The organism is Empedobacter brevis NBRC 14943 = ATCC 43319 (genome assembly GCF_000382425.1).
Lineage (GTDB): Bacteria > Bacteroidota > Bacteroidia > Flavobacteriales > Weeksellaceae > Empedobacter > Empedobacter brevis.
The window spans coordinates 391,173-415,960 of record NZ_KB908291.1 but is presented as its reverse complement, the minus strand read 5'-3'; the positions used below and the strand labels follow the sequence as shown (position 1 = coordinate 415,960).

At 38.0% G+C, this 24,788-nt stretch carries 34 protein-coding genes and 1 pseudogene; 30 read left to right on the top strand and 5 right to left on the bottom strand.

Annotated features, from left to right (window positions below):
- Positions 1-47 precede the first annotated feature (47 nt).
- The 29 genes from H277_RS0102175 (at position 48) to H277_RS0102040 (ending at position 19,490) form a co-directional block, all read left to right on the top strand.
- Positions 48-323, top strand: coding sequence for a hypothetical protein (locus tag H277_RS0102175; protein ID WP_019973929.1), 276 nt, complete (start codon positions 48-50; stop codon positions 321-323).
- Entirely contained in the window at positions 313-1,107 is a 795-nt protein-coding gene (locus tag H277_RS0102170) for a DUF3667 domain-containing protein (protein ID WP_019973928.1), read from the top strand. Before H277_RS0102175 ends, H277_RS0102170 begins: the two co-directional genes overlap by 11 nt.
- An 11-nt stretch (positions 1,108-1,118) precedes the next feature.
- Complete coding sequence (locus H277_RS18480) at positions 1,119-1,376, top strand: hypothetical protein (RefSeq protein WP_019973927.1); 258 nt, start codon at positions 1,119-1,121, stop codon at positions 1,374-1,376.
- A gap of 224 nt (positions 1,377-1,600) precedes the next feature.
- Positions 1,601-2,083, top strand: a complete 483-nt coding sequence (locus H277_RS0102160; protein WP_019973926.1) for a DinB family protein — start codon at positions 1,601-1,603, stop codon at positions 2,081-2,083.
- Between the two features lie 35 nt (positions 2,084-2,118).
- The gene (locus tag H277_RS0102155; RefSeq protein WP_019973925.1) at positions 2,119-2,493 is read left to right on the top strand and encodes a VOC family protein; all 375 of its coding nucleotides are present in this window, start codon (positions 2,119-2,121) and stop codon (positions 2,491-2,493) included.
- A 1-nt stretch (position 2,494) separates the two neighbouring features.
- Positions 2,495-2,857, top strand: a complete 363-nt coding sequence (locus H277_RS0102150; RefSeq protein WP_019973924.1) for a DUF2200 domain-containing protein — start codon at positions 2,495-2,497, stop codon at positions 2,855-2,857.
- Positions 2,811-3,305 (top strand): DUF1801 domain-containing protein, encoded by a 495-nt coding sequence (locus tag H277_RS0102145; protein ID WP_244874865.1) that lies wholly within the window; start codon positions 2,811-2,813, stop codon positions 3,303-3,305. Before H277_RS0102150 ends, H277_RS0102145 begins: the two co-directional genes overlap by 47 nt.
- A 267-nt stretch (positions 3,306-3,572) precedes the next feature.
- Positions 3,573-4,424: a glyoxalase III HchA gene (gene hchA / locus H277_RS0102140; RefSeq protein ID WP_019973922.1), complete on the top strand. Its 852-nt coding sequence runs from the start codon at positions 3,573-3,575 to the stop codon at positions 4,422-4,424.
- Positions 4,425-4,546: 122 nt separating this feature from the next.
- Positions 4,547-5,020, top strand: a complete 474-nt coding sequence (locus H277_RS0102135) for a hypothetical protein (RefSeq protein ID WP_019973921.1) — start codon at positions 4,547-4,549, stop codon at positions 5,018-5,020.
- A gap of 205 nt (positions 5,021-5,225) precedes the next feature.
- Positions 5,226-6,173, top strand: coding sequence for a hypothetical protein (locus H277_RS0102130; protein ID WP_146810344.1), 948 nt, complete (start codon positions 5,226-5,228; stop codon positions 6,171-6,173).
- 27 nt (positions 6,174-6,200) lie between these two features.
- A complete protein-coding gene (locus tag H277_RS0102125; RefSeq protein ID WP_081623182.1) occupies positions 6,201-6,797 on the top strand; it encodes a hypothetical protein in 597 nt (198 codons plus the stop codon).
- Complete coding sequence (locus H277_RS0102120; protein WP_019973918.1) at positions 6,794-7,576, top strand: hypothetical protein; 783 nt, start codon at positions 6,794-6,796, stop codon at positions 7,574-7,576. Before H277_RS0102125 ends, H277_RS0102120 begins: the two co-directional genes overlap by 4 nt.
- 130 nt (positions 7,577-7,706) lie before the next feature.
- Positions 7,707-8,303, top strand: a complete 597-nt coding sequence (locus tag H277_RS0102115; RefSeq protein ID WP_019973917.1) for an HD domain-containing protein — start codon at positions 7,707-7,709, stop codon at positions 8,301-8,303.
- Positions 8,304-8,323: 20 nt separating this feature from the next.
- The gene (locus H277_RS0102110; protein WP_019973916.1) at positions 8,324-9,121 is read left to right on the top strand and encodes a LytTR family DNA-binding domain-containing protein; all 798 of its coding nucleotides are present in this window, start codon (positions 8,324-8,326) and stop codon (positions 9,119-9,121) included.
- Between the two features lie 102 nt (positions 9,122-9,223).
- Positions 9,224-10,240 carry an amidohydrolase family protein gene (locus H277_RS0102105; protein ID WP_026357358.1) on the top strand — a complete coding sequence of 339 codons (1,017 nt, stop codon included), beginning with the start codon at positions 9,224-9,226 and terminating at the stop codon, positions 10,238-10,240.
- Positions 10,240-10,563, top strand: a complete 324-nt coding sequence (locus tag H277_RS0102100; protein ID WP_026357357.1) for an amidohydrolase family protein — start codon at positions 10,240-10,242, stop codon at positions 10,561-10,563. Before H277_RS0102105 ends, H277_RS0102100 begins: the two co-directional genes overlap by 1 nt.
- A gap of 172 nt (positions 10,564-10,735) precedes the next feature.
- A complete protein-coding gene (locus H277_RS0102095; RefSeq protein ID WP_019973915.1) occupies positions 10,736-11,095 on the top strand; it encodes a TfoX/Sxy family protein in 360 nt (119 codons plus the stop codon).
- 73 nt (positions 11,096-11,168) lie between these two features.
- Positions 11,169-11,648, top strand: a complete 480-nt coding sequence (locus tag H277_RS0102090) for a hypothetical protein (RefSeq protein WP_146810346.1) — start codon at positions 11,169-11,171, stop codon at positions 11,646-11,648.
- Between the two features lie 110 nt (positions 11,649-11,758).
- Positions 11,759-12,607 carry an HNH endonuclease gene (locus tag H277_RS19585; RefSeq protein ID WP_019973913.1) on the top strand — a complete coding sequence of 283 codons (849 nt, stop codon included), beginning with the start codon at positions 11,759-11,761 and terminating at the stop codon, positions 12,605-12,607.
- A 60-nt stretch (positions 12,608-12,667) separates the two neighbouring features.
- The gene (locus H277_RS0102080) at positions 12,668-13,552 is read left to right on the top strand and encodes a hypothetical protein (protein WP_019973912.1); all 885 of its coding nucleotides are present in this window, start codon (positions 12,668-12,670) and stop codon (positions 13,550-13,552) included.
- Between the two features lie 263 nt (positions 13,553-13,815).
- Positions 13,816-14,343 carry an O-acetyl-ADP-ribose deacetylase gene (locus H277_RS0102075; RefSeq protein WP_019973911.1) on the top strand — a complete coding sequence of 176 codons (528 nt, stop codon included), beginning with the start codon at positions 13,816-13,818 and terminating at the stop codon, positions 14,341-14,343.
- Complete coding sequence (locus H277_RS0102070; RefSeq protein WP_019973910.1) at positions 14,318-14,632, top strand: hypothetical protein; 315 nt, start codon at positions 14,318-14,320, stop codon at positions 14,630-14,632. The genes H277_RS0102075 and H277_RS0102070 overlap by 26 nt, the downstream gene beginning before the upstream one ends.
- 93 nt (positions 14,633-14,725) lie before the next feature.
- Positions 14,726-15,514, top strand: a complete 789-nt coding sequence (locus tag H277_RS0102065; protein WP_019973909.1) for an NYN domain-containing protein — start codon at positions 14,726-14,728, stop codon at positions 15,512-15,514.
- Positions 15,515-15,713: 199 nt separating this feature from the next.
- Entirely contained in the window at positions 15,714-16,337 is a 624-nt protein-coding gene (locus tag H277_RS0102060; RefSeq protein WP_019973908.1) for a hypothetical protein, read from the top strand.
- On the top strand, positions 16,334-16,726 hold the full coding sequence (locus H277_RS0102055) for a VOC family protein (RefSeq protein WP_019973907.1): 393 nt from the start codon (positions 16,334-16,336) through the stop codon (positions 16,724-16,726). Before H277_RS0102060 ends, H277_RS0102055 begins: the two co-directional genes overlap by 4 nt.
- Before the next feature lie 54 nt (positions 16,727-16,780).
- On the top strand, positions 16,781-17,251 hold the full coding sequence (locus H277_RS0102050; protein WP_019973906.1) for a hypothetical protein: 471 nt from the start codon (positions 16,781-16,783) through the stop codon (positions 17,249-17,251).
- A gap of 23 nt (positions 17,252-17,274) precedes the next feature.
- On the top strand, positions 17,275-17,745 hold the full coding sequence (locus H277_RS20465; RefSeq protein WP_244874864.1) for a hypothetical protein: 471 nt from the start codon (positions 17,275-17,277) through the stop codon (positions 17,743-17,745).
- Positions 17,660-18,229 carry a LytTR family DNA-binding domain-containing protein gene (locus tag H277_RS0102045; protein WP_019973905.1) on the top strand — a complete coding sequence of 190 codons (570 nt, stop codon included), beginning with the start codon at positions 17,660-17,662 and terminating at the stop codon, positions 18,227-18,229. The genes H277_RS20465 and H277_RS0102045 overlap by 86 nt, the downstream gene beginning before the upstream one ends.
- A gap of 310 nt (positions 18,230-18,539) precedes the next feature.
- On the top strand, positions 18,540-19,490 hold the full coding sequence (locus H277_RS0102040) for a dioxygenase family protein (protein ID WP_026357355.1): 951 nt from the start codon (positions 18,540-18,542) through the stop codon (positions 19,488-19,490).
- Between the two features lie 323 nt (positions 19,491-19,813).
- Here H277_RS0102040 and H277_RS0102035 read toward each other — a convergent pair whose 3' ends face one another.
- From H277_RS0102035 to H277_RS0102020, 4 genes and pseudogenes are all read right to left on the bottom strand, one after another.
- Positions 19,814-21,034 carry an MFS transporter gene (locus H277_RS0102035; protein ID WP_019973903.1) on the bottom strand — a complete coding sequence of 407 codons (1,221 nt, stop codon included), beginning with the start codon at positions 21,032-21,034 and terminating at the stop codon, positions 19,814-19,816.
- A gap of 78 nt (positions 21,035-21,112) precedes the next feature.
- Positions 21,113-21,718 carry a Crp/Fnr family transcriptional regulator gene (locus H277_RS0102030; protein ID WP_019973902.1) on the bottom strand — a complete coding sequence of 202 codons (606 nt, stop codon included), beginning with the start codon at positions 21,716-21,718 and terminating at the stop codon, positions 21,113-21,115.
- A gap of 299 nt (positions 21,719-22,017) precedes the next feature.
- Positions 22,018-22,200, bottom strand: a pseudogene (locus H277_RS18470) (helix-turn-helix transcriptional regulator); the annotation flags it as partial.
- Positions 22,201-22,245: 45 nt separating this feature from the next.
- Positions 22,246-22,740 carry a hypothetical protein gene (locus H277_RS0102020; protein ID WP_019973900.1) on the bottom strand — a complete coding sequence of 165 codons (495 nt, stop codon included), beginning with the start codon at positions 22,738-22,740 and terminating at the stop codon, positions 22,246-22,248.
- 282 nt (positions 22,741-23,022) lie between these two features.
- On the opposite strand from H277_RS0102020, the gene H277_RS19580 reads away from it, so the two are divergent.
- The gene (locus tag H277_RS19580; protein ID WP_019973899.1) at positions 23,023-23,508 is read left to right on the top strand and encodes a toxin-antitoxin system YwqK family antitoxin; all 486 of its coding nucleotides are present in this window, start codon (positions 23,023-23,025) and stop codon (positions 23,506-23,508) included.
- 337 nt (positions 23,509-23,845) lie between these two features.
- On the opposite strand, the gene H277_RS0102010 is transcribed toward H277_RS19580, so the two are convergent.
- A complete protein-coding gene (locus H277_RS0102010) occupies positions 23,846-24,742 on the bottom strand; it encodes an RHS repeat-associated core domain-containing protein (RefSeq protein ID WP_262487684.1) in 897 nt (298 codons plus the stop codon).
- Positions 24,743-24,788 lie beyond the last annotated feature (46 nt).

Here is a 24,788-nt window from a genome sequence, read left to right as displayed (position 1 = left end):
TTTGAGATGAATTTGTATATTAACAAAAAATTTAACACATCAGAAATATGAATAACCACAACAGATTATCGGCAGTAAGCACCGAAAAACTAATTAAAAAAAGAGACCTTTTAAAAGGCGTTACGATAGGTTTCGGCATTGTTTTTCTGCTGGTCATAGCTTTTTTCAGTTATCTTTTTGCCACAAAAGGTCTCAAAAACGTTCCCCTGGCTACCCTTATTCCTGTTTTTACACTCCCCGTCATGTTTATGCCTTTACTGGCGAATCTGAGCCTCATAAACAAAGAAATAAACACGAGAAAACACAATCAAAATGGACGATAACTGCCTGAACTGTAACCAGACCATCACCGGGAATTTCTGCAGCAACTGCGGACAGAAAAAATACAAACGAATCGACAAAAAATACATTACCGACGAGATACAATACACCGTTTTACACACCAACAAAGGGTTTCTGTATTCTGTAAAAAACATTATCAAAAATCCCGGAAAAACCGCTCGCGATTTTATCGACGGCAACAGGGTAAATCATTACAAACCGATTTTACTGGCGTTTGTTTTAAGCGGTATTTCAGCGTTTATTTCCTATAAAATTATCGGGTTAAACGAAATAATGGGGGCGTATTATGCGAAACAACATGTGAATTCGCAGTTTATGAACGATTATATGACCATTACGTCGAGTTATAATTCGGTTATTATGCTGTGTTTAATCCCGTTATTTGCGCTTTTTACCAAACTCGCATTCAGAAAATGGGGACACAATTATTACGAACACATCGTGATGAATGCTTATATCCTGACTTTTTATACATTGATAAGCATTTTTGTTATTTACCCGTTTATGTATATTTTTAAAAGCAATGCGTCTTTCATCATTCCCATTGCGACCATTTATACGTTAATCATTCCGTTTATTTTAGTCTGGTTTTTCAAAGAATTTTACCCCGATAAACCGTTAAAAAGTATTATCGGACGTGTGCTTATAACCGTTTTACTGACATTGGCAGGATTCATTATCATCTTAATGATTTTGATGATTATCGGCGTTATTTTCGCCATGCTGAAAGGCCCTGAAGCTTTAAAATACGTACAACCGCAATAAAAAGACCCTCAATGACTAACAATAAACTGTCTGAACTGAGCGACGACGAATTACTGGAAAAACAAAAAAAGATACATGCAAACCGTATTCTGCACGCTGTTCTCATAGGGTTCCTAATAGGGATTTTAGTTGTCGCGGTGTATGGTGCCATCAAAAACGGATTTCGGTTTTTCACGCTTTTACCGGTTCTGCTGCTGGTTCCCATGATAAAGAGCCTCGCGGCAAATAATGCGGTAAAAAAAGAAATAAAATCGCGAAATTTGGAGTAAGGAAGGTTAATATGAAGTATAAAATGAAACGTAATATATATCTTTAGCCCATGGTTTAAACCATGGGCTAAAGATATCTTTCCGTGAATATCCGTGAAATTCGTGAGAGAAAAAGCGAATATAAATTACATCCGCTTTTTTTGTATCTTAGACATTCACTGCCCGTTATCATGTAACTTGAAGCGTGTCGTTTAGCCGGATGGTAAAACAATAATTGAAAAAGGATGGAAAATAAACTGATTAACAACTTTGTGCAGCAATTAAAAAATAACAATGAGGGAAGCAGCTGGCTGGACGAAAATTTCAGTAAAAAACTGGAAAACGTAAACGAAGAAAACGCTTTTATCAGGCCCCTTCCGGAACTTCACAGCGTGGCAGAACTAGCGGCGCATATCCTGATTTGGCGCATTGAAGGTATCAAAAAATTACAGGGCGTCAAATCATATGTTACCATGGACAGCCCCGAAAACTGGCGGACTAACGAAGAGCTGAAAACCATTGGGTGGGAAAAATTAAAAACAGACTTATTAGAAAGTCAAACCGAATTAGTGAACCTGCTGGCAGACAAAACCGATGCTTATCTGGAAGAAAACGATTACGTACCCGGTTATTCCTACAAATACCTAGTAGAAGGATTGATTCATCACGATATTTACCATTTAGGACAAATCGGGATTACACTGAAACTGTTAAATCAAAAAGAGTAATCCTAAAATATTCCACCCTGTAAAATGAAAACAACATGAAAAACTATAAACCCGAGCAGTACAATTCGCTTTCACCTTATTTAATTGTAGACAATGCCCTAAAGCTGGTCGATTTGCTGGTCGCAGTTTTTGATGGTAAGATACTGAGACGATTCGACCGTGAAGACGGAAAAATTGGTCACATAGAAGTAAAACTGGACGACAGTGTTATCATGATAAGCGACAGCACTGAAGAGTATGCCGCAAACAAAACCATGCTGCATCTATATGTCCCCGATGTTTTCAAAACATTTGAAAAAGCCGTTGAAAACGGCTGTGAACCTATTGAAAAACCAGGCGACCCCGACACCAGAGGAGCATTCTACGATTTTGCAGGTAACTACTGGGCGGTAAGCACACAAACAGATTGATATGAAAACAACGCCCGAACACGATGCGCGCATTGCGAAAATGACCTTTGCATCCGTATATCCGCATTATATCACCAAAGTAGAAAGCAAAGGCCGTACAAAAGAAGAGCTGCAACAGGTCATTGAATGGCTTACCGGTTTTGATGCGAAACAATTGCAAAAACTCATTGACGATAAAGCCACGTTTGAAACCTTTTTTGAAAAGGCTAAACTTAACCCCAACGCCAACCTGATAACAGGTGTTATCTGCGGCTATCGTATAGAAGAAATCGAAAATCCGCTGACCCGCCAGGCCAGGTACCTAGATAAACTGGTGGATGAACTGGCAAAAGGAAGAAAAATGGACAAGATCTTACGGCAATAATTTCAAAATCATGGCAAAAACTAAAACCACCTATACGGGACAGGACGTGACCGATTTTGTAAACACCTATGTTGACAACGACCAGAAAAAAGCAGACAGCTTCCGGCTGATAGAACTCATGCAGGAATGGTCCGGTGCTGCGCCTGCTATGTGGGGACCCACCATTATCGGCTTTGGCAATTACCATTACAAATACGCCAGCGGACACGAAGGAGATGCGCCCGTTATTGCGTTTTCCCCTCGAAAAGCCGCTTTTTCCCTGTATGTTTATTCCGACACAGAACGCAGTAAAGCTGTGATGGATCATCTCGGCAAATTCAAAATGAGCAAAGCCTGTATCTATGTGAAAAAACTGTCCGATATTGACCTTTCCGTTTTAGAAACACTCTGCAAAGAGTCTATTGCCTATATCAGTGCCCATTATGAATGCTCCTGCAGGGTGAAGTGACAATAATAACTCACAGACGAGACAGAATAACACAGATTTGTTTAGTTCTGTACACTTCCGTGAAATCAGTGAGAATAAAAATAAAGAAATAAATCAGCGGTAGAAAAATAATAGCCCGCAGATAAACGCAGAAAAAATGTGTAGGATAAAACGATCAGCGAAAATCAGCGACATCAGCGGGAAATAAATTTATGTGGACATCCTTGAAATCTGAGAGAGAAAAAAAATAACCATAACATTATCAAAATCAACTTAAAAACAACCATTATGACACAAGAATTAAGCAAAGAACCCGTTTTTGACGGCATCGGTTACGAACCATCACCGTTTTCGCGCTCGCAATTTGTAGCGGCTAAAACCGATTACGATTTCAGCAAGTATGACAACCCCAATACCGACAAGCATAAAAAAATAATGGTCGTGTGTACCGAAGAACGGTATATGACGATGAAAAACGGTAAAAAGTTCTCGACAGGAAACCATCCCGTAGAAACATTAGTCCCGATGCTGCACCTGGAAGCAGCAGGATTCGAAGCTGCTATTTTCACGCCTACAGGTGCTCCCGTAGCCATAGAAATGTGGGCAATGCCTTCGGAAGACGAAGCTGTAAAAAGCATTTTCGAGAAATATAGTACACAGTTTCAGCAACCAAAAAGCCTGGCAGATTTTGTAGCGGGCAATATGGAGTCCGATACCGAATATGTTGCGGTATTTCTGCCCGGAGGCCACGGTGCTATGCTGGGATTACCGGAAAATGACGACCTGAAAAAAGTCATCAACTGGTCCATTGATAGCGGTAAATTTATGCTGGCCATCTGCCACGGACCGGCCGCATTATTGGCTGCTGCGCATAACGAAGCACCCGAAAACTTCCCGTACAAAGGTTACCGGATAAAATCTTTCCCGGATGTAATCGATACACAAACACCCGGAATAGGGTATGTACCCGGTGAAATGCCATGGTTCTACGGCGAAAAATTAGAAGCCTTAGGTGTAGAAATTTTAAATAATGACATTTCAGGCGCCTGCTTCACCGACAGAAAGTTAATTACAGGCGACAGTCCTTTGGCAGCCAATAATTTTGGTAAAATGAGTGCCGAGGCATTGCTGAATGGATAAAAATAAGCGCAAAGAAAACACAGAATATATTGAACGGATATCTTTCGCCCATGGTTTAAACCATGAGCTAAAGATATCTTTCCGTGAACACTCCTGAAATCTGTGAGAAAAAACAATAAAACATGAACCATCAAACCAAACTGGCCAACCGGTTGCGCGAAGTCACCCTGAACGGCACCTGGATAGCCAATACAAATTTTAAAAACGAGCTGGAAAATATCGATTGGAAAACAGCCACGGCAAAATGTCAGGATGTCAATACCATTTCCCTGCTTGCACAACACATTCATTACTATATCAACGGGGTAAAAAATGTATTTCTGGGAGGAAACTTAGACATAAAAGACCAGTATAGTTTCGATTTTCCTCCGATGGAATCACAGGCACAATGGGAGGCTTTCCTTGCGCGCTTCTGGAAAGATTCGGAAGAACTCGCTCAGCTAATTGAAAAACTGCCTGAAGAAAAATTGCAGGAACATTTTGTAGATGAAAAATACGGCAGTTATCAAAGAAATATCGACGGTATGATAGAACACAGCTACTATCATCTGGGGCAAATTGTCCTTTTGAAAAAGATAGTGACAAATCTGACGTGAAAAACAGCAGATTTCCATATACATAAGTGAGGAAACAGCCCGCAGATTACGCAGATAAACGCAGAAAGAATGTGCAGAACAAAACAATCAGTGAAAATCAGCGATATACACGGAAAAAAAATAATAGCCCGCAGATTACGCAGATAAATGCAGACAGCAAATCTCTGTGCATATCCGTGAAATAAAAAAAGCAAAAGAGCAACCTATGTCAAGACTATTCATCCTTTTTATAACCATTGCATTGTTTTCATGCCGGGGACCTTCAGATCATAAAACCCAGCAGGGAACAGATACTGTCCATGCCGACAGTAAAATGGTACAAACAGCCGTTTCGTGTGAACAACTGTTGTCGAATCTTGTCAGGTCGAGTAATGCCGTTGCATTTACGCATTTTAACGATACGGTGGTACAAGCGCGGATTGCCTATCTGACACCTGAAAAAGCCACCATTAAACTGTATGTAATCAATGATATTTCCGAAACACCTTCCGAAAAAAGAGTAACAGAACATGCCGTAGGCTGGCTGGAACTTTACCGGCAGACAGGTAAACTGCTGGACATTACCAACGACCCGGATAATCCACAGGTTTTACAATACGATACAACCCTTCTTCAGAAAAACGACTGGTATAAGTTGTGCAATACCGGTGCACCCATTGCCAAGCCCGGCGCGGGTGCTGTCTCAAATGACGTAATGCTGGCAGAAGATATCCGCTTCAATGGTAAGCTGAAACGGTTTTTTACACGCCGTGACTTTGAAAAAGTTTTTGGTCAACCCGACAGCATAAAACGACTTTCAGAAGAAGCTCCATGTGTTACCATTTTCGATACCGAAGCCCCCGACGATACCTATTGCTATAAAAACGGCTCGCGTTTTGAAACCAGTAACGACAGCGTAGCGGTAGATGAATTCTGGTTTCGCAACGGTAATTTTATCACCTACAAAGGCATCCGCATAGATACCCATACCACAATGAATGCGATAGAACAACTGTTTCCGACTGCCGTAAAAGGAAGGTTGGGCATGGATAAAGAAGGAAAACTGTGGGTTATACAGTTAAAAGAAGATGAAAAAGGCATCTCCGACGGGCATATTAAACTATTTTTTAAAGACGGAAGAGTTTACTTTATGCACTGGTGGTTTCCGTGTTAACACAATAATAGCAACAAAAAAATACAAATGAATATCTTATCCTTACTAATTCTTGTGCTGACGATTACCTCTGGCTGTACGGGGTGCCATACAAATGATGATTCCCAAACAGACAAGAAAATCACATACAACATATACCAAAAAACAGGTGTACAGGATACCGATACACTCTGGGTTTCGCAAAATGATACTGCGGTTTTCCGGGCAGAAGAATACGTACAGCACCGACCATGTTCAAAAGCACAATTAGCCATGCGTTATGAACTGCGCAATCCGAAAGATGGCTCGTATTATTTTATCTATAACGATAAACAACAACTCATTCAGGAAGGAAAATATACCGCCAGCTACGTTTATGAAGGTAAAACCATTGAACAAGGCAATTTTTATAATTCAAAAACGTATTTTTATAAAAAGAACGGCAACCTGAGCAGCATACATTACCAGGAAGACGGCCGGAACCTTAAAACAGAGTTGTTCAACAGAAAAAGAATGGTCACCGAAATCATCTATTTCAATAAAAAATCGGGCGACAAAGAGAAAGTCGAAATCTATAAAAACGGTAAACGGAAAGAAACGCGTATTTACACCGCTTTTAACGTCTACCATACTATAAGAAAATGAAATCTATAAAAAAACTATCGGTCATTATCGTATTGACTACAGGAATCATATCCTGCAAACAGGAGATCAAAATAAATACCGTCAAACCATCTAATGAAACCCTGAATCCTAAAATAACGGCCACCGATACCGTTGCTTCGTCACATCCGCATCCGGTTAAAAAAACACTGCAAATAGAAAAAATAAGTGCAAAAGAATTTCATACTGCCCGTCAGCACGCCAAAGTAAATAAACCGTTGGAAAAGGTAACCGATTTTAAAACCGTGCAACAACAATTATCCGGGATAGTCGATTTTAAAGAAACGGGCAATTATTTAGGAATTAATGCAATCCATTTCAGAAACGGAATTTCAAATCAAAACGAAGTCGATGTAAGCGAATGTAGTTTTGTGGCATATTTTCCGGCTGAGGATGTGCTTTTACTCGAATGTGGCCATACCACCGATGTCAGCTTTAATTTAACAACCGGACAAGGCACCTATGCTATAGGTAACCTGGAACTGATTATAACATCGCCCGGCGAAAAATACAGACTCAATAAAGTATTTGAAGGGCAGGAGTGCTACTATTATTTTATCCAGGAAAAGAAAAACGGGACATTTCAAAAAGTATTCGAACTCGATAAAATGTTTAAAAAGCAATACAACCAGTGGCTTTGTACAACCGAAAAGGAATTCTGGACAGACGATACAACACTCTATTTCGGGGAGATTATCCAATACAAAGAAGATGGCAACGAATATGAGTATTACAAAGTAAAAATAACCGACAATCTTTAGCCCATGGTTTAAACTATGGGCTATGGGCGAAAAGAAAAGTTTAAACCTTGGACGAAAAGGTTAAACCATAGGCGAAGTTTTTCTATTTTTCATAACTTTAGACTGTTATTAAATATTTTTTATCCTTAACATGAATGCTGACCATTTAGTAAAACAAATAGCCTTTATTAAAGAGATTGACAAGTTAAAATACATGCTGCGCAAAACGAAATTATTCAATAGCGACAGGCACGAAAACGATGCGGAACATAGCTGGCATTTAGCCATGATGACTATTGTACTGGCAGAACATGCTGACCATCCGGTTGATGTGCTAAAAGTTTTAAAAATGGTATTAATCCATGATATTGTGGAAATAGACGCAGGCGACACATTTATTTACGACACTGCCAAAAACCATACAAATACAGACGAAGAGCTGAGCGCTGCAAAAAGAATATTCGGACTTTTACCGGCAGAGCAGGCGGAAGAGTTTATAACCATCTGGAAAGAATTTGAAGACGGTCATACCAATGAAGCCAAATTTGCAAAAACCATGGACAGGTTAGAACCGTTGCTGCAGAACACCTCGAACAATGGAGGTACATGGGCAGAATTTAATGTGCCGTATGAAAAAGTGTATGAAAAGAAAAAAGCCATTAAAGAAGGTTCAGCAACCATTTGGAAGTATGCAGAAAACCTGATGAAGGAAAGTATTGAAAAAGGAATTCTGAAAAAAGAAGACTAAAAAACGCCTTGACACTTAAAATGCAAAATTTCAATATTTACACCTTGCTTATAAGAAACATAAAAATAAATCCTTCGGTAAAACACCATTTGCTGATCGGAGTTTTTATCAGTTTCTGGTTCTTTATTTTCGCTTTTTTTATCCAGCCCTTTGACGACGGAACCATCAGTGCCAAACAATGGCTGCTTATAAGTGGCGGATTCAGTTTTATAGCTTTTCTGTGTTATGGATTAATTACTTTGCTTCAGAAAAAAGTGTACGACAAAATAGCAAAATGGAACATTGGATTTGAGCTCATCAGCCTATTGTCTTTTTACCTGCTTTTTTTGTTCAGCACCTATTTTTACTACAAAAGCCCTGTTTTAAATGGCGGCTATCGTTTTGTCGAGTTTTTAACGGTCATCATTTTAAAATCAGCACTCATTTCAACACCAATATTTCTGTTAGCCAGGCGATATTCGGTAAAACTTATTCCGGCCAAAACGGAGACTGCCACCATCAGTAATGATGACATCGTAATCAGGGGAGAAAACAAACTGGATATTCTGAAAATAAACCGGAATGATTTAGTCTGTATTTCTAATTCTCAGAATTATGTCGAAATTTTTTATACAGATGAACAGCAGCTCAAAACAAAATTAATCCGCAGTACACTTAAAAAAGTTCAGGAAGATGTTGATTTTTTAATTCAGATTCATCGTTCGCATTTGATAAATCCGACCCATTTTAAAGCCTGGAAAAATCAGAATACAATACTGTTGACGCAAATGGAACTCCCGGTTTCTAAAACGTATAAAGAACAATTATTGTCCTTATAATTTTCATCCCTAAAACAGCCCATTTCGTACCTAATCCCTGTTTTACAGCAGAATTCACATTTTCATCACCTTATTTTACATCACAATTAAAATAATAAATTTATGAAGAAAATGAGATTCAGAAAAGGGCTGTACGTAATGATGGCATTACTGGGTATTACTAGTTGTGTATTTTTCTGGGCAGATAATGAATTGAACAAAGTATTAGGCAAATCGACCGAAGTTATTTCCGTTTCTTCCATGGTTAAACAAGCTGAAACAGTCATCATAAAAAACACCAATGTACTTTCAGAAGATTGCAGCCACTTCATCAAAAATCAGGATATCGTTATAAAAAACGGAAAAATAATTCGTTTAGGCACACATCAATCCATTGAAAAAAATGCCGTTATACTCGACGGAACAAACAAGTATTTAATTCCCGGGTTTATCGATTCACACGTGCATTTAAAAGAAAGTAAAAACGATTTATTCCTGTATTTAGCCAATGGCGTAACTTCTGTGAGAGAAATGGCCGGAAGACCAATTACCTTAGAATGGCGAAAATCAATACAGGAAAACGGAATCGGACCACGGCTTTTTATCGCCTCTCCGCCCATATACAGCGAAAGCGGAATAAAGGGCTATTACTACCAGTGGACCCGGCAATCCATCAATTATGCAACTGAAAATAAGGCCGAAAAAGAAATAAAAAAACTAAAAGAACAAGGGTACGGCGCCCTTAAAATGTATGGTTTTGTTAATCCCGAAATGTTTAAAACAACAATCGATATTGCCCAAAAATACAATATTCCTGTTGTCGGGCATATACCATTAGTTAGCTTAGAAACATTTTATCCGTCAGGTCAGAAAGAAATGGCCCATATTGAAGAAATAACCAAAAAAAATATGGACGATTTTGGAAAATCAATTGCTAAAAACCCGGAAGAATACCTCAATTTCTTACAGGCACATGCCAATCAAATTGCGAAAAAAATAAAAGAAAACAATATCTGTGTAACGTCTACCATTTCAATCGTTGAAAGCTTTCCACGGCAGCGATTTGATTTAAAATCTGAACTGAAAAAAATAGAATTAAAATATGCGAATCCTAAAATTATTGAAGGAACACCTTTATAATGGTTCCCGGATTTTCGCTGCATGACGAATTACAGTCATTATCTGAATCCGGCATGACAAACGCACAGGCACTTTACGCCGCAACGGCAGAACCCGGCAGTTGGATGAAAAACAATACCGGGAAAATCAAAGCAGGCTATAATGCCGATTTAGTGTTACTTTCAAAAAATCCGTTAGAAGATATAAAGAACACAAAAACAATAGAATATGTTTTCTTTGGCAAAAATTGGATAGATAAAGTTCAAATCGCTGCTATACTGAAAGCCATAGAAGAGGCAAACAATGCCAACAGAAATATAAAAATTGATGAATATAATAGATGACAAGATAAATAATTTATGACCTAAATAATAGAAAGCCGGATATTTTGTCTTAAACAACTTTTTTAATCCTTAATTTTCAATCGATTATAAAAATAATATTGGTATATTTAATTGTTTCTTTCGCCCATGGTTTAAACCATGGGCTAGAAAGAAAAAATCAACCATAAAACCAATGATAACCAACGACAACAACCTCGAAAACCGTGTGAGAGAATACCTGAGCACCGTTCAGGATATAAAAATAGAAGAAAAGAAAATGTTTGGCGGATTAGCCTTTTTGGTTAATGATAAAATGTGCATTAATGTAAAAGGCGATATCCTGATGTGTCGTTTTAATCCTGAACTCACAGAACAGCTTTCCGAACGGACAGGTTTTCTGCCCACGATTATGAAAGGGCGCGAATACAAAGGTTATTGTTATGTAGAAGCAAGCGGTTACAAAACCCAAAAAGAGTTGGCGTTCTGGTTAAATCTCTGCCTCGATTACAATGAAAAAGCCGTAGCATCAGCAAAAAAGAAACGGAAGAAATGAGTATAAATTCTATATATCTGTAAAATATTTGAATAAAACAGTGAGCAAATCACGCACGACACAGAGAAAAGACATGAAAAAGCCCGCCAATAATAATGTTATCTACCATCATATCCCCCTTAAACTGGTTATCTATTCCCTAACAGCATTATTGCTGTTTGCCTGTAACAATCCTAAAACCCCGGACAAAAACTGTAGTTGTGAAAAAACCATAACAGCAGATTCCGTACTGTTTGCCACCAACGTTAGGTTAACAACAGAAGCGGGCAGGCGAGTGGTGCATTTTAATTGTGCAACGATAGAAACCGCCATAGCATCAGTCAGCGATGCAGAGGGCAACAACGAACAATGTACCAACCTGTACGACCTTAAATGTGTTTCCTCTCAGGAACATCGGTTGGACTTATCCGACGATTTTACCTATTTCACGACCAAAACAATACCACAACACCGTTTTTTTGAAACCCTCGAAAACGACAAAAACTCCTTTTTTGAATTCACCCTTGAAAAACAAAAAATCAAATCTGTTTTACAACTGGAAATGGGAGAATAACGAAGGTTAGCGGGTTAAAATACAATTAACTGTAAAATATATCGCATAGTTGTAGAATATGGATTATTGTGTATATTTGGGAGATAGCGGAAACATAAAAAGATACTTAAATGAATAGACCTTATACTCCATTTGATATAATTTGGGCAAAAAATATTACTAATTCAGACATAGGCCAAGCATATATCGACTTGGAAGACGAAGAATTTACTTTACACTTTCCAACTCATCATAAAGGGAATGTCTTGAGTCCTAAAATTGGAGAAATAATTCTTCTTCATCAAAACATAAATAAGAAAAAAGTTTTTACTCATTTAGTAACTCCTATTGACAATATTAGAAGAGAAGAAGATAGAGAAAATTATAAATACGGAAGAAAAGTAAAATTAATTGCTAAAACAGATGCTTCAAATGCCATTCCTGTTTCATCTACATTTTGGAGTAATGTGAATTTTCAAGGAATAAGCCAAGGAAACGCTTGTGAAATAGCAAATATTTCTAATGTAGAAAACTATGACATTTTACTAAAAAATATTTGGGATCAGTTTATACCATTTTTTAGAAAAGAATTTGAAACTTCTCCAATTTTTACAAGAAGTGTAGAAATTGAAATTGATAATAGTGATACATCATTATCTGTTATTGAAGGAAGATTGAGACTAGTAACTCATTTTGCAAGAGAAAGGGACAGAAATATTATTAAGGCTAAAAAACAATTAGCTATTCAGAAACAAAATTTAAAATGTGAAATTTGTGAATTTTCATTTATTGATAAATATGGGGTTGAATTTATAGAGTGTCACCATAATACTCCAATTTCAGAATCAGGGGTAACAGAGACAAGTTTGGATGATTTAAGTTTAGTATGTTCAAATTGTCATAGAATGTTACATAAACAATTTGATGGAAAATTTTTAACAATTGATGAACTAAAAGAATTACTAAACACACAAACTTAATGCTAAATTATTCAATCAATTGAATAACCTTTTATTACATACTTAAATTTTCCATCTGCTATGAAGATATTTTCGAATCAAATTGAACTACACTATTACTTCCATGATGAATCGCATGAAATTGATGCTTTTTTTAGAAATGAAAGTGAGAAAGAACTTTTAATACTTTTTCAAGAAATTATTAATGATTTAGATTTACGTGTAAGAATCGAATCTTCACCACCAAAAGAAGGTGGATTTATTGAAATTTGGAAATTTGTCAATGAAAATAACGAAATAATAAATCTTATTGTAAGTGTAGTAACACTAATTTTATCTAGATATCCTATTAAAGATAAAAGATTAGATAAGGCTCAAATTGAAAATTTAGAATTAGATAATTTACTAAAAAAAGAAGAATTAAAAAAACTTGGGATAAGCTATAAGGGCAATATTGATGAAAATACTTTCAAAAAAATTATAGATTTTCTTCTAAAGAATTATAAGATAGTTTGGAGAAGGTCAAATTTTTTCAAAAAACTTACATTAAATAAACAAATTAAGAAAATATCTATAAGAAAATTATACAATTTTACACCTACTACTAAAGAATCTGAATTAAGATTAGGTGATTACGAACAATTTATTTTATTTAATGAAGATATTCCTGATATTAAAGATAATGAAGTAACTATAGATTTGATTTCATCTGTATTAAAACAAGGTAATTTTAGATGGAGAGGTTTTTTAAATGGCCAGATAATTAATTTTGTAATGGAAGACCAAAAGTTTAAAAAGCTTGTATTTGATGGTTCAATAATTCATAATAACAATGTAAAATTAAAAGTAATTTTAAATCATTCTAGAAAAATTGATGAAGGAGGACAAATAAGAATTACTAAATATTATGTTACAAAGGTAATAAGCTATATTGTAGGAGGAAGAGAATACTTATTGACGGAATAACACTTATTACTATCTAATCACAAATTAATAATTGAAAGATTATATCCCCCTCGCTCGTGCTTATTGAATAATCACACTCACCAAAAACCTATAAAACCAACTATCTAAACAATTATTAAAACACGATAACATACCCTGTCGCAAAAGCCGTTTATATTTTTTTTGTAAATTAGTAGAGGACTTAGGTTAGGGAGTACAAAACAAAACGTTTAAATTTCTGCTGCCATAGCTACGTCCGGAATAGTTAAACCCAAAAAGCAGCCATGAGCAACATCACCATCAAAAAAGGCGACATCACAAAACTGGAAGCCGACGCCATTGTAAATGCCGCAAATACCTCGCTTCTTGGCGGAGGCGGAGTAGACGGTGCCATACATCGTGCCGGCGGTAGCGAAATACTGGAGGATTGCCGGAAAATCATTGCAAGGCAAGGAGGCTGTAAAGTAGGGAAAGCCGTCATAACAACAGCAGGAAAACTCAACGCTAACTATGTGATTCATACAGTAGGGCCCGTTTGGAACGGCGGTACAAAAAATGAAAATGAACTGCTTAGAAACTGCTATTTAAACGCGCTTAGCTTAGCTGCTGAAACCAATTGCAAAACCATTGCATTTCCAAGTATCAGCACCGGAATCTATAAATTTCCAAAAGAAAAGGCAGCACAGGTTGCCCTGCAGGCCATCCGTCACTTCCTGCAGTCGGAAAGCCCGATCGAAGAAATAATTCTCGTAAGTTTTGATGAAGACAATTTTAATATCCTGAAAAATGAGTTACAAACCAGTGAAAACTAAACAGGCAATCATTTCAGGAGCTGTGGTTTTATGCGTGATGTCCTCTTGCCAAAACCGGGAAAATCAACTTCAGGAAGGAGGCTTCTGGAAATATTCCGACGGATTTTACATAGGAGATGTACTCGACTTTAACAAACCGCTGAATCGTCTTAACAAAGACACGATTTATCAAAACGATATCCCTAAAGCGATTCTCGTAAATATAGAAACAAGAATACTCTCAGGAGACAAACGTTTGCATATAAAAGACCCGGTAACATCAAACACAGGAATATATGTATCAAAATAGCAAAAGCTTTGCCGTTGGTGCAAACGTCTGCTTGGGTTCCGTCAGAATTCATCAACCTTTTAACCATTAACCGAACCTAAAAAACATAACATAATGAGTGAAAATAAATTCAACATAGCCATTTTAATCGATGGCGACAATGCACAGGCAAAACTATTAAAAGAAACCATTGCGGAAGTTTCCAAATACGGAAAAGCTACCATCAGGAGAATATATGGCGACTGGACTTCGCCGGTGATGAATTCGTGGAAAACCTTAATCAATCAGCATTCAATTAACCCGATTCAAAAGTTCTCTTATACGTCTGGGAAAAATTCGACCGATAGTGCGTTAATCATTGATGCCATGGACATTTTACACAGTAAAAATGTAGAAGGATTCTGCATTGTTTCCAGCGACAGCGATTATACCGGCCTGGCAAAACGAATCAGGGAAGAAGGGCTGTTTGTCATGGGAATCGGCGAAAAGAAAACACCAGAATCTTTTGTTCAGTCCTGCGATATCTTTACGTATACCGAGAATATCACCCCTAAAATAATCGAAGAAAAAGAACCAAAAGAACCCGAACAGAAAACGGCAAGCAGGCGCAGAGCAACACTTAGTAAAACCGAAAAAACGGTTAAAAGAACGCCTAAAAAGAAAAGTTTTTTAACAGAAAAGGACAATGACACCATCTCAAAAGCCTTTGATATTTCAACTGACGATACTGAAATCGCCTACATTTCGACAGTCGGGGGAAATATTAGAAAAATAGATCCCAGTTTTGATACGCGGACCTATAACTTTGCCTCCCTGTCCAAATTATTTGAAAACCTGGACGAATACGAGGTTATCCGAAATCAGGTAGGTGCTTTAAATCATCCGTTGGTCAAAAGAAAATAATACCCAAGCCCATGGTTTAAACCATGGGCAAATCGTGGGTGAAGGGGTTTGCGTGAGGGATTGTAGTGAAAATCCTTTTTGTGAGGGACGCATAAAAAGATTGCAACGGAAAGCCCGACCCGCAGGGGCACGCCCGATAAATACCGCGAAAACAACATAGTCATTTATTTTGTATTTTAGTGCATCTCAAATCCAGACAATGAACCATTTTTTTACTTTTTTTGTTACGCTGATTATTTGTACGAACGTATTCGCTCAGCAGAAGGCAAATCCAGAACACTATACCGTTCCGATAAGAGAGGAGGAAGGCGATTTGAATAACGATGGTAAAATGGATAAAATAATCGTGCTGATGGATACCCTGAACGACACACGTCCGCTAAAACTGGAAGTATACCTTTCGCAGCCCAACGGAGAAGTAACCTTAGCTGTAGCCACTACTCAGCTGATTGAACCGCAATATCCTGTTGAAAAACAAGGAAAATTCAACGGTTACCAGATACCGAGTTTTTTTATTGAAGACGGTATTTTGCGTATGTGGCGGGAAACAAAAGGCGGAAATACCACGTATGATTTTAACTATCAAAACGGGAATTTTGAATTAGTTCGCGTACATGTGCTTACAAATAATGCAACCAAAGGCTATATTGAAGAAAGTACTACCTTTACAGAAATAGAAATTGATTTAGTGCCGGGAATCAGAACCGAAACGGATACACTGTCAGGTTCAGGAGAAATAGTAAACAAAAGAGAACGAACCGTTTTTATCAGGCCCTTGCCAAAACTACAGGAACTTCATTACAGTGAAACACCCAACCCATGAAACACATTCAACAAATCCAAACCATCTTGTATGTAAACGACCAGCAGGCGAGTACGGACTTTTATGCCCGGCTGTTCCGCCAGCCACCGGACCTGGATGTACCCGGCATGACGGAATTTAAACTGGCCGAAAACTGTAAACTGGGAATAATGCCCAATAAAGGTATTGCTAAAATCCTGTCCGATAAAACACCACATCCGGACGAAGGAAACGGTATTCCGCGATGTGAACTTTATTTTTATGTAGACAACGTCGAATTTGAATTTGAAAACGCCGTAAAAGCAGGAGCATGGTGTATCAGCCCGGTGGAAGACAGGGATTGGGGCGATAGAGCAGGTTATGTTGCCGATCCGGACGGACATATCATCGCGTTTGCTGAAAAGTTGTAAAATAAATCACAGCCAAATCCATTATATTTACGCTCTGGTACACAACAGCAAGCAATGGAAATTAATGCAGATAGCGGAATCGTCACACTAAAAAAATACAACCTGAAGTTCCGAAAAGGAATGTTTCTGGAAGACCTTCAGCAAACCGAATTTTATAAAAAGTATACTAACGGCATGCGCGATGTGAAGACAGGCTATTTCTGGTATTATTTTAAAGCGATTAACGTAGATGGGTATCAGCTGACCCTTGATCTATGCTTTTTGGGAAACCAGCTGGACCGGATTTTTATGAATACCCACGGAGAATCCGATGCAAAAACATGGGACGACTGGACAGAACAAAAAGAAATGAACGTCTTTCACCGAAATACTACCTTCTTATCGCACATACTGGGAATACCGCCAACACGAAAAAAGAAAACACCTTACCCAAGCTGTTCATTTCGTTTTTCATGGGGCAGTGTATGGTCGGTGTACGACCCGAGAAGCGCCAGCAGCTTTATGGGAATCAATTACGATGAATAAATTCATAGCCCACGATTTAAATCGTGGGCTATGGATATTTTTCGTATCTTCAACAAAACAAACGTTTTACAGCAGGATGTAGCAGTTTGCAACGCATATATAAAAAACAATCATTAATAGCATTAAAGTACCGTGAGCCTTTACCCGATACCATATCAATCTTTACAGCACAGCCAAAAGCGGAAAGTCATTTTCGGTGCCTGTCTGCTGGTACTGCTTACGGCGAATGTTGCGTTGGATTATATCTTTACCCTTTTTCGGAACTCTGCCTTTTACATTTCAGAATCCTTACTGTTCAGTACTGCCTATTGGTTTTTGTTTCTACCGTTGCTGCCTTTACAGCTAAAGCTGGTGGACAATACAAAGCACTCCGGGCTGAAATTTATTTTTACGGGATGCATTATCAGCATGCATTTGGCAGTATATCCTGCATTAATCTGGGCTTTATCCGGTATGTTTTACGAACATACATTTCCATACGGACAAACCTTTAGCTTTGGATTATCGGCTTATTTTCTGCAAACGCTTATCCTGTATAGTCTGACATTGTTAGCCGTCAAAAAGACAATCGCTCAACCTGTGATTCCCGTAATTAAAAAAGAAGAAAAGACTAAACAGTCTGTGGGTATCACAACCCTTCCGGTTACAGACCGTCACAACAGAAAAACACTCATCGCTGTCACAGACATCTTTTATTTTTCGGCCAATTCACCTTATGTAAATATTTACCACCTTTCCCGAAAATATGTGTATACCACAACATTGAAATCACTGGAAAATCAATTGGATAACAAGCAGTTTGTCCGCATTCACAAATCGCATATCGTCAACATTTCCACAATCGTTTCACTGCAATCACGACAAAACGGCGATTACGATATCACCCTTTCCAACGATACCCTTTTAAGAGTAAGCCGGAATTATGCAAAAAACTTCAAATCCAGGTTTTCAGAATACCATCAGCTTACATCAAAATAGACTCCGTTTACCACATTTCATTTGAATATCAGGTGGTTTTATCTTCATATTTGTTCTGTGAGGGAAAAAATGTCCCGCAGATCACACAGATCAACGCGGAAAAAAGATCAGCGAATATCAGCGCCATCAGTGGGAAAGAAAATTTCTGTGGACATCCGTGCAATCTCTGTGAGGGAAAAAATGTCCCGCAGATCACACAGATCAACGCAGAAAAAAGATCAGCGAATATCAGCGCCATCAGCGGGAAAGAAAATTTCTGTAGACATCTGTGAAATCTGTGAAAGTAAATACACCCACAAATATGATACATATGAAAAAAATAATGCGTTGCAACATCCTGTTGCTGTGCCTGTTGTTTGTAAGCTGCAACGGGCAGACCAGTGAAAAAGGACAAAAAGAAACGACAGTCCTTGTAGGAGGCGGCTGTGATGGCTGCGAACTGATGTATATTGGCATGCCTGAAGAAATTTCTTCTGTTAGCACAAGTCCCGGATGGAATGAAAAAGGACAAAAACTAATCGTTACCGGAACCGTTTTTCAACCCGATGGCAAAACACCCGCGCCAAATGTTATCCTCTATTACTGGCAAACCGATGCCGGCGGTTACTATACACCGAAACCCGAAATGGATGAAAGAACCAAACGACACGGCTATATCCGCGGTTGGGTAAAAACCGGTGTAAACGGAAAGTATACCATAAAAACCATACGTCCCGCGCCTTATCCGGATGAGGACTCTCCGGCGCATATTCACCTGTCCGTCAAAGAACCTGGTATAGCCAACGAATATTATACCGACGAAATCCATTTTGATGATGATAAATTACTCATTCCGTATAAAAAGAAAAACAAGCTCGAAAACAGGGGCGGAAGCGGTATTGTACGCATCTTGCTGCAAGACAGCCTGCAGATTGCCGAGCACGACATCGTGCTGGGTTTAAACATTCCGAATTATCCCAAAAATGAGAGCAAGTACAGTAAAAAGGCAAGGCAAAAAGAATTGGAGCAAATAGGAAAGGAGCTCAACATCAAAAACACAGCCCTGACGTTTGTGCCGTCCTTTTCGGATAAAGCAACCGAAGCCGACCTGAATAAAATCAATCCCGATGTACAAAATACCTTTATCATTTACAAACACAGAAGCATTGTAGACAAGTACATCAACCTGAAACCAACACATGAAAATTTCAACATGCTGTCTGATGCATTAGACCAAACACAAGGCGATTATTTCCATTTACCCGAGCCCGAATATCATTGAGAATTGAAAGGAATGTAATGTTATCCGAAGCCCACGGTTTAAACCGTGGGCGAATGATTAAACCGTGGGTGAAAGAAAAATGTTATTGGTTTGCGTGAGGGATAGCAGTGGAAAGCCCACAGCGGAGTGCAACGGGAGCGAGGACTTGTAATGGATAGCCCGACCCGCAGGGGCACGCCCAAATAAATATTCGAAATTATAAACTTCTTTCCCCCATATTTTAACCCATGGGCGAAAGAGAAAATCACAATATTTAGATTAAAGTAATACACGAAGTCATTTTAATTTAACTATTGATTAACAATATAATATAAATATAAAAATTATCGTTCCAGATTTCGGACACTCGGGATACAAACCACCAGCACAGCACAAAAACAAAGCGCCGCACCACCTGCAATATACACATTCTGCACGCCGAGTTTATCTGCAAGTTCCGCCGTAAACAGAAGGCCGATGATAGCCGGAACCTGGCAGATGCTTCCCATTAAACCAAATACACGGCCGAGATGCCGCGTTTCAAACTGCGTCTGAATCAATGCCGTGATAGACCCCTCGTACAGCGGAACTGCAATACCCTGAAAAACCGTTAAGGCCGCAAAAAGCGTAAAAAAACTCGGAGGGAGCAACCCGCAGACCATCAACGTCACCCCAAGTCCGATATAGCCCGCAATGGTAAGCGAAATTTTTCGGAAACGCTGATTCAGCAGTGCCAGTAAACCTCCGCCAGCGAGTAAACCAATCCCGAAAATAATCTCGACCAGGCTCACCTGGTAAGGCGTCCCCTTGTAATAGTTAAGCGTCAGAAGCGGCGTAACCGCAATAACCGGAAAAATAAAAAAGCGTGCTATAATCTCCGACAGCATAATCCACGACATCGGTTTGTTACGCAGCATAATTCGTCCGCCATCGACCATATCCTTAAAAACAGAAGCTGTAGACAGCTCCGTTTTTTCCGCTTTCGGAATATGCACAAAAGCCAGTGCCACACACGCCAGAAAAGCCCCGAACACATCAAGCAGCATAATCACACTCATGTTATACGTCAGCAAAAAATACGCCCCCAGCGCCGGGCCGCAAATCAGCGAAACCGACTGAATAATCTCGTTAATACCCGCTATCCGCACCAGCTGATTCTTAGGCGCCAGCAACGGAATAGCCGATTTCATGGCCGGCGAATGAAAAGCACCGCCAACCGAACGCAGCGCCAGCAACACGTAAATGGACCACAATTCCAAAAGATTCCAGTAAAAAAGCAGGGCAATAATCCCCGAACACAATGCCACAAAACTATCCGCGGCAATCATCGTCGCCTTTTTGCTCCACCTGTCCACAAACACCCCGGCAAAAGGCCCCAAAAGAATTTGGGGCAGCAAACCCGCAATGGTTGCATAAGCCAACACCTTTGCCGAGCCTGTTTCCATACCAATCCAAAGCACAAAAGCAAACTGCGCAATAGAACTCGTCAGAATCGAAAACAGCTGCCCCGACCATATCACCGCAAATTTCTTTCTCCAATCCCTTAAATCCGTACCCGTTGACATTGCCACAATAATCCGTTTAAATTTTGTGCAATACTAAGGCATCCCCATCCGGGAGCGGTTACCAAATGGTAACTTCAGCTATTTCGAGAAAATATCCTTGCGGATACGGCTCAGCGACTGAGGTGTAAGCCCCAGAAAAGAAGCAATATATTTCTGCGGAACCAGCTGAAACAACTCCGGGTCCTTCTCTAACATGGCCAGGTAGCGCTCTTTCGCCATCTGGCTCGACAAATCCACAGACGAATGCGTCACATCAAAATAAAACTTTTCAACGATAATGCGAATCAGGTTCGAAATCTCGTGCGATTCCAGGCACAACCGGTCCAGTTCCGTTTTCGGAATAACATACGCCTCGCTAACCCCGACCGACTCAATACAATAATTCGGAAAAACCTCACTGTACATCACATCGCCGTACCGCTCAAACCAAAGCGTAATCTCCGTCGTATCCTCCAGCCGGAACGCCCGCCAGATACCACTCGAAATAATATAATAATTCTGTTTTGCATGATGCGCATCCACAATCACCTCCTGATTGGCAAACGTCCGTTTGCTCATTTTAGAAAGCAAAAAAGCCATTGCCGATTCAGAAACAGCATATTTATCGCATAAAAGGGTCACAAGTTCATCCATCCCGGAAAAATTTAGCATCAGACCCAAAGATAAAATGAATTTTTTATCCATCCGAAATGCGATTCAATTAAAATAGAGGGTATGTATGGATAAGAATTGGAGGGCGTGCCCCTGCGGGTCGGGCTATCCATTACAAGTCCTCACTACGTTGTGGGCTTTTCACTGCTATCCCTCACGCAATCTCTTTCGCTATAAAGCATCAGCGGGAAAGAAAACATCTGTGGAATCCATGAGACAAAAACAGTGGGAGATAAAATAATTCCCGTTGCGAGCGCCTCGCTTGTGTCTATACAGGAATTTAATTGTAAGACCAACAAGATCACTACAACTTCAAGAAGATTTTGAACCGATTAAGCCAAATCAACTAACTTAGACAAAGAAACCTCCAAGGCATTTGCAATTTCCAGCAACGTATAAAGTGTCGGATTAACTTTTCCGCTTTCGAGTTTTTCCATAGCTTGACGGTCCTTATGACAGGCTCTTGCCAAGTCAGACTGACTCCAGCCTTTTTTCTCACGAAGCTCAACAATTCGTTTACCGAGTTCCTTTTTTTGCCCACGGTTTAAACCGTGGGTTTATTACAATTCAAATTCTTCTGAAACTATCGATTCTTTTTTACACTCTTGAGAACAATGAGAACAACTACAATTTCCTCCAAATATTTCAGCATTACAGCCGTGAGAACAATTGGTAGAAGTACATTTACATGTTCTGTCTTCGCTAATTAATGAAGTATTATCAGAATTTGTAGAAAAAATATGAGCAAGACTTACACCTTTATCTGTTTTAGCGTGTAAGACATAAAGAACTTTTAAACTATCTTCTTTCGACTTTTCAATATTTGTCAGTTTTCTTAAAGTAATATTCTTTAATTCCTCTTCATTATTAAGTCCGGCCTCTTTTTTTATCTTATTAATAATGTCATCTCCAGAAATACTTTTATTAGGATTTAATTTAGAAACAAAACTATTTTTTAAAGGCTCATCAGTATTAATGCTATTGGTAATATATTCAGTCGTTTGACAGGATATAAATAGCAGTAATAATGGAATAAAATATAATATTTTTTTCATAATCCATATTTTTTAATGTTAATACTTATAAATATATTAAAATAAATCATGAAAATCAAATACTTACTTCCTGTTCATGCCCACACAATCTTACAAAAAAAAACAGTTTGAGGTGGATTATTTTCTCACATTTCAGGTAAATGAACGTTTCCAGAGTTTATACAAAATACGTCGTTAAAATCACGCTGAAAAACAAGAATATACGCTAATTTTAACAAAATAGTACTCGATTTAAAAACTTTCGTATATTTAGGTGCTAGCTGTGATTTTAAACAAAACCCGATGAAAAGAATATTACTGACATTAACTTTTTCAATTTTAGCTTTTGGAAATTTATTTTCTCAAGAAATAAATTTAGATGAATATGAGATTTATGTAGGCGATACGTTAATTGCAAAATCTGACTTTATCAAAAATGGACAAAATTTACCGCCTGAAAAAGCAGAAAAACTTGAATTCAAACCAATATCTAACGGAAATAAAATATCTTATTATTTTAACGGAAATATTTATTCTAAAGGCTTAATTAAAAATTTTAAAGAAAATGGATTTTGGGAATATTGGCATTCTAACGGAACAAAAGCACGTGAAGGAAAATTTGTTGAAGGGAAACCAAACGGCACTCATAAATATTGGTATGAAAATGGACAATTAAGAGGAATTGGTAATTGGAAAAACGGAGTATATGACGGAAAATGGGAAATGTATAACGAAAATGGAAAAGAAAAAACAATCCAAAATTATAAAGACGGAAAATTAATTGAATAAAAAACCACAGTTAACATTGTGAAGACGCAATTGAAAGACTTGAAACTATCAAATCAAATTATGACAGCCACTAACATTGTATTTTCAAAATAGATATTTTTAATAATATCTATTTAACATAATAAAGATTATTTGCATTAATATTTTTGTAAAATATTAATTCTATAATATATATTATGTTAAATAAGAAATTATCTATGCTCCATAATAAAATAAGATATCGCTGTAAACGAAAGAATATTTTTTTGATAATTATTTGATTTCAATAAAAGCTTAAAAATAAAATAACCATCAACAAATAAATGATAAGAGATATACTGCTACACAAAATTTAATTTTATTTAACCACTTTAACGCCATTTTGATTGATTTGTATGTTTTTAATTTCCTTTGTTATTCCTGAGTTAGATTTTATCCATCCGCTATTATAAAGCTCAGGAGTAGTAAAATTTGTATTAAGTGCGGAAGATGCAGTAACTTTTTTATTAGAAGTACTCATGTAACTTCGATCTCTATTCATAAAAATATCGACATTATTTCCAATACTTGTAGATAAAAAATCAGCAATTGTATTACCTCCCCAAGCCATATTACATGTCATGAAAATATAATTTTTCCCATTGTTTACAGTTTTTCCCATAGAAACCAGATTTTCAATATTATTTTTTGTAACATTATTAGTTAATGTTTTTAATTGATAGGCTGTAATATCAGAATCCCAAACCCAATTTGTCATACTTTCATCATTTTTGTCTGAACTAAGAAATATTCCGTATTGCCCTGTAGGTTCTTTATCAATAGTCAGAGTACCTCCATGTGCTAGAACCATCAAATTGTTAAATGATTTTCCTTTTGTAGCTGCATTAGCCTCATCTGTATTGTTTACATCAATTACCTCCCACCCATTTTTCTTTAAATCAGCTTTATCAAAATCTCCAACTTCTTCTTTATGTAAGAAATTAATAATCGTGTTATTTGTACTTTTTCCTTGTATAGTTGTTTCAATAGCACTTGTACGGGCAATGCTACTATACGGAACACCAAAAGCCAATTTAGGATCAGGTGTTTCCCCTCCTTCTGCGTCAGCTCCGCTGGGATCTGCAAAATATACAGGGTTGTTATCAAAAGCGTTGTAGGTCGATTTGGTATAATGAATAACAGGATCTTGCACCATCCAACGGGCAAGAGCAGGATCGTACATCCGCATATTCATATCGTACCAATTCATTCCCAACTCACTTTGAAACTCAGCACTTCGTGCGGTATGTTCGTCAAAAGTT

Coding starts and splice junctions, on each gene's coding strand:
- H277_RS0102100 (WP_026357357.1), top strand. CDS start 10,240: ATGGTTCCCGGATTTTCGCTGCATGACGAATTACAGTCATTATCTGAA.
- H277_RS0102055 (WP_019973907.1), top strand. CDS start 16,334: ATGAAACACATTCAACAAATCCAAACCATCTTGTATGTAAACGACCAG.
- H277_RS0102105 (WP_026357358.1), top strand. CDS start 9,224: ATGAAGAAAATGAGATTCAGAAAAGGGCTGTACGTAATGATGGCATTA.
- H277_RS0102040 (WP_026357355.1), top strand. CDS start 18,540: ATGAAAAAAATAATGCGTTGCAACATCCTGTTGCTGTGCCTGTTGTTT.
- H277_RS0102170 (WP_019973928.1), top strand. CDS start 313: ATGGACGATAACTGCCTGAACTGTAACCAGACCATCACCGGGAATTTC.
- H277_RS0102080 (WP_019973912.1), top strand. CDS start 12,668: ATGAAGATATTTTCGAATCAAATTGAACTACACTATTACTTCCATGAT.
- H277_RS0102060 (WP_019973908.1), top strand. CDS start 15,714: ATGAACCATTTTTTTACTTTTTTTGTTACGCTGATTATTTGTACGAAC.
- H277_RS0102130 (WP_146810344.1), top strand. CDS start 5,226: ATGTCAAGACTATTCATCCTTTTTATAACCATTGCATTGTTTTCATGC.
- H277_RS0102135 (WP_019973921.1), top strand. CDS start 4,547: ATGAACCATCAAACCAAACTGGCCAACCGGTTGCGCGAAGTCACCCTG.
- H277_RS0102095 (WP_019973915.1), top strand. CDS start 10,736: ATGATAACCAACGACAACAACCTCGAAAACCGTGTGAGAGAATACCTG.
- H277_RS19580 (WP_019973899.1), top strand. CDS start 23,023: ATGAAAAGAATATTACTGACATTAACTTTTTCAATTTTAGCTTTTGGA.
- H277_RS0102065 (WP_019973909.1), top strand. CDS start 14,726: ATGAGTGAAAATAAATTCAACATAGCCATTTTAATCGATGGCGACAAT.
- H277_RS0102175 (WP_019973929.1), top strand. CDS start 48: ATGAATAACCACAACAGATTATCGGCAGTAAGCACCGAAAAACTAATT.
- H277_RS0102090 (WP_146810346.1), top strand. CDS start 11,169: ATGAAAAAGCCCGCCAATAATAATGTTATCTACCATCATATCCCCCTT.
- H277_RS19585 (WP_019973913.1), top strand. CDS start 11,759: ATGAATAGACCTTATACTCCATTTGATATAATTTGGGCAAAAAATATT.
- H277_RS0102155 (WP_019973925.1), top strand. CDS start 2,119: ATGAAAAACTATAAACCCGAGCAGTACAATTCGCTTTCACCTTATTTA.
- H277_RS0102145 (WP_244874865.1), top strand. CDS start 2,811: ATGAACTGGCAAAAGGAAGAAAAATGGACAAGATCTTACGGCAATAAT.
- H277_RS0102020 (WP_019973900.1), bottom strand. CDS start 22,740: ATGAAAAAAATATTATATTTTATTCCATTATTACTGCTATTTATATCC.
- H277_RS0102160 (WP_019973926.1), top strand. CDS start 1,601: ATGGAAAATAAACTGATTAACAACTTTGTGCAGCAATTAAAAAATAAC.
- H277_RS0102030 (WP_019973902.1), bottom strand. CDS start 21,718: ATGGATAAAAAATTCATTTTATCTTTGGGTCTGATGCTAAATTTTTCC.
- H277_RS0102110 (WP_019973916.1), top strand. CDS start 8,324: ATGCAAAATTTCAATATTTACACCTTGCTTATAAGAAACATAAAAATA.
- H277_RS0102120 (WP_019973918.1), top strand. CDS start 6,794: ATGAAATCTATAAAAAAACTATCGGTCATTATCGTATTGACTACAGGA.
- H277_RS0102115 (WP_019973917.1), top strand. CDS start 7,707: ATGAATGCTGACCATTTAGTAAAACAAATAGCCTTTATTAAAGAGATT.
- H277_RS0102045 (WP_019973905.1), top strand. CDS start 17,660: ATGCATTTGGCAGTATATCCTGCATTAATCTGGGCTTTATCCGGTATG.
- H277_RS0102150 (WP_019973924.1), top strand. CDS start 2,495: ATGAAAACAACGCCCGAACACGATGCGCGCATTGCGAAAATGACCTTT.
- H277_RS0102035 (WP_019973903.1), bottom strand. CDS start 21,034: ATGTCAACGGGTACGGATTTAAGGGATTGGAGAAAGAAATTTGCGGTG.
- H277_RS0102075 (WP_019973911.1), top strand. CDS start 13,816: ATGAGCAACATCACCATCAAAAAAGGCGACATCACAAAACTGGAAGCC.
- H277_RS0102125 (WP_081623182.1), top strand. CDS start 6,201: ATGAATATCTTATCCTTACTAATTCTTGTGCTGACGATTACCTCTGGC.
- H277_RS0102070 (WP_019973910.1), top strand. CDS start 14,318: ATGAGTTACAAACCAGTGAAAACTAAACAGGCAATCATTTCAGGAGCT.
- H277_RS18480 (WP_019973927.1), top strand. CDS start 1,119: ATGACTAACAATAAACTGTCTGAACTGAGCGACGACGAATTACTGGAA.
- H277_RS0102050 (WP_019973906.1), top strand. CDS start 16,781: ATGGAAATTAATGCAGATAGCGGAATCGTCACACTAAAAAAATACAAC.
- hchA (WP_019973922.1), top strand. CDS start 3,573: ATGACACAAGAATTAAGCAAAGAACCCGTTTTTGACGGCATCGGTTAC.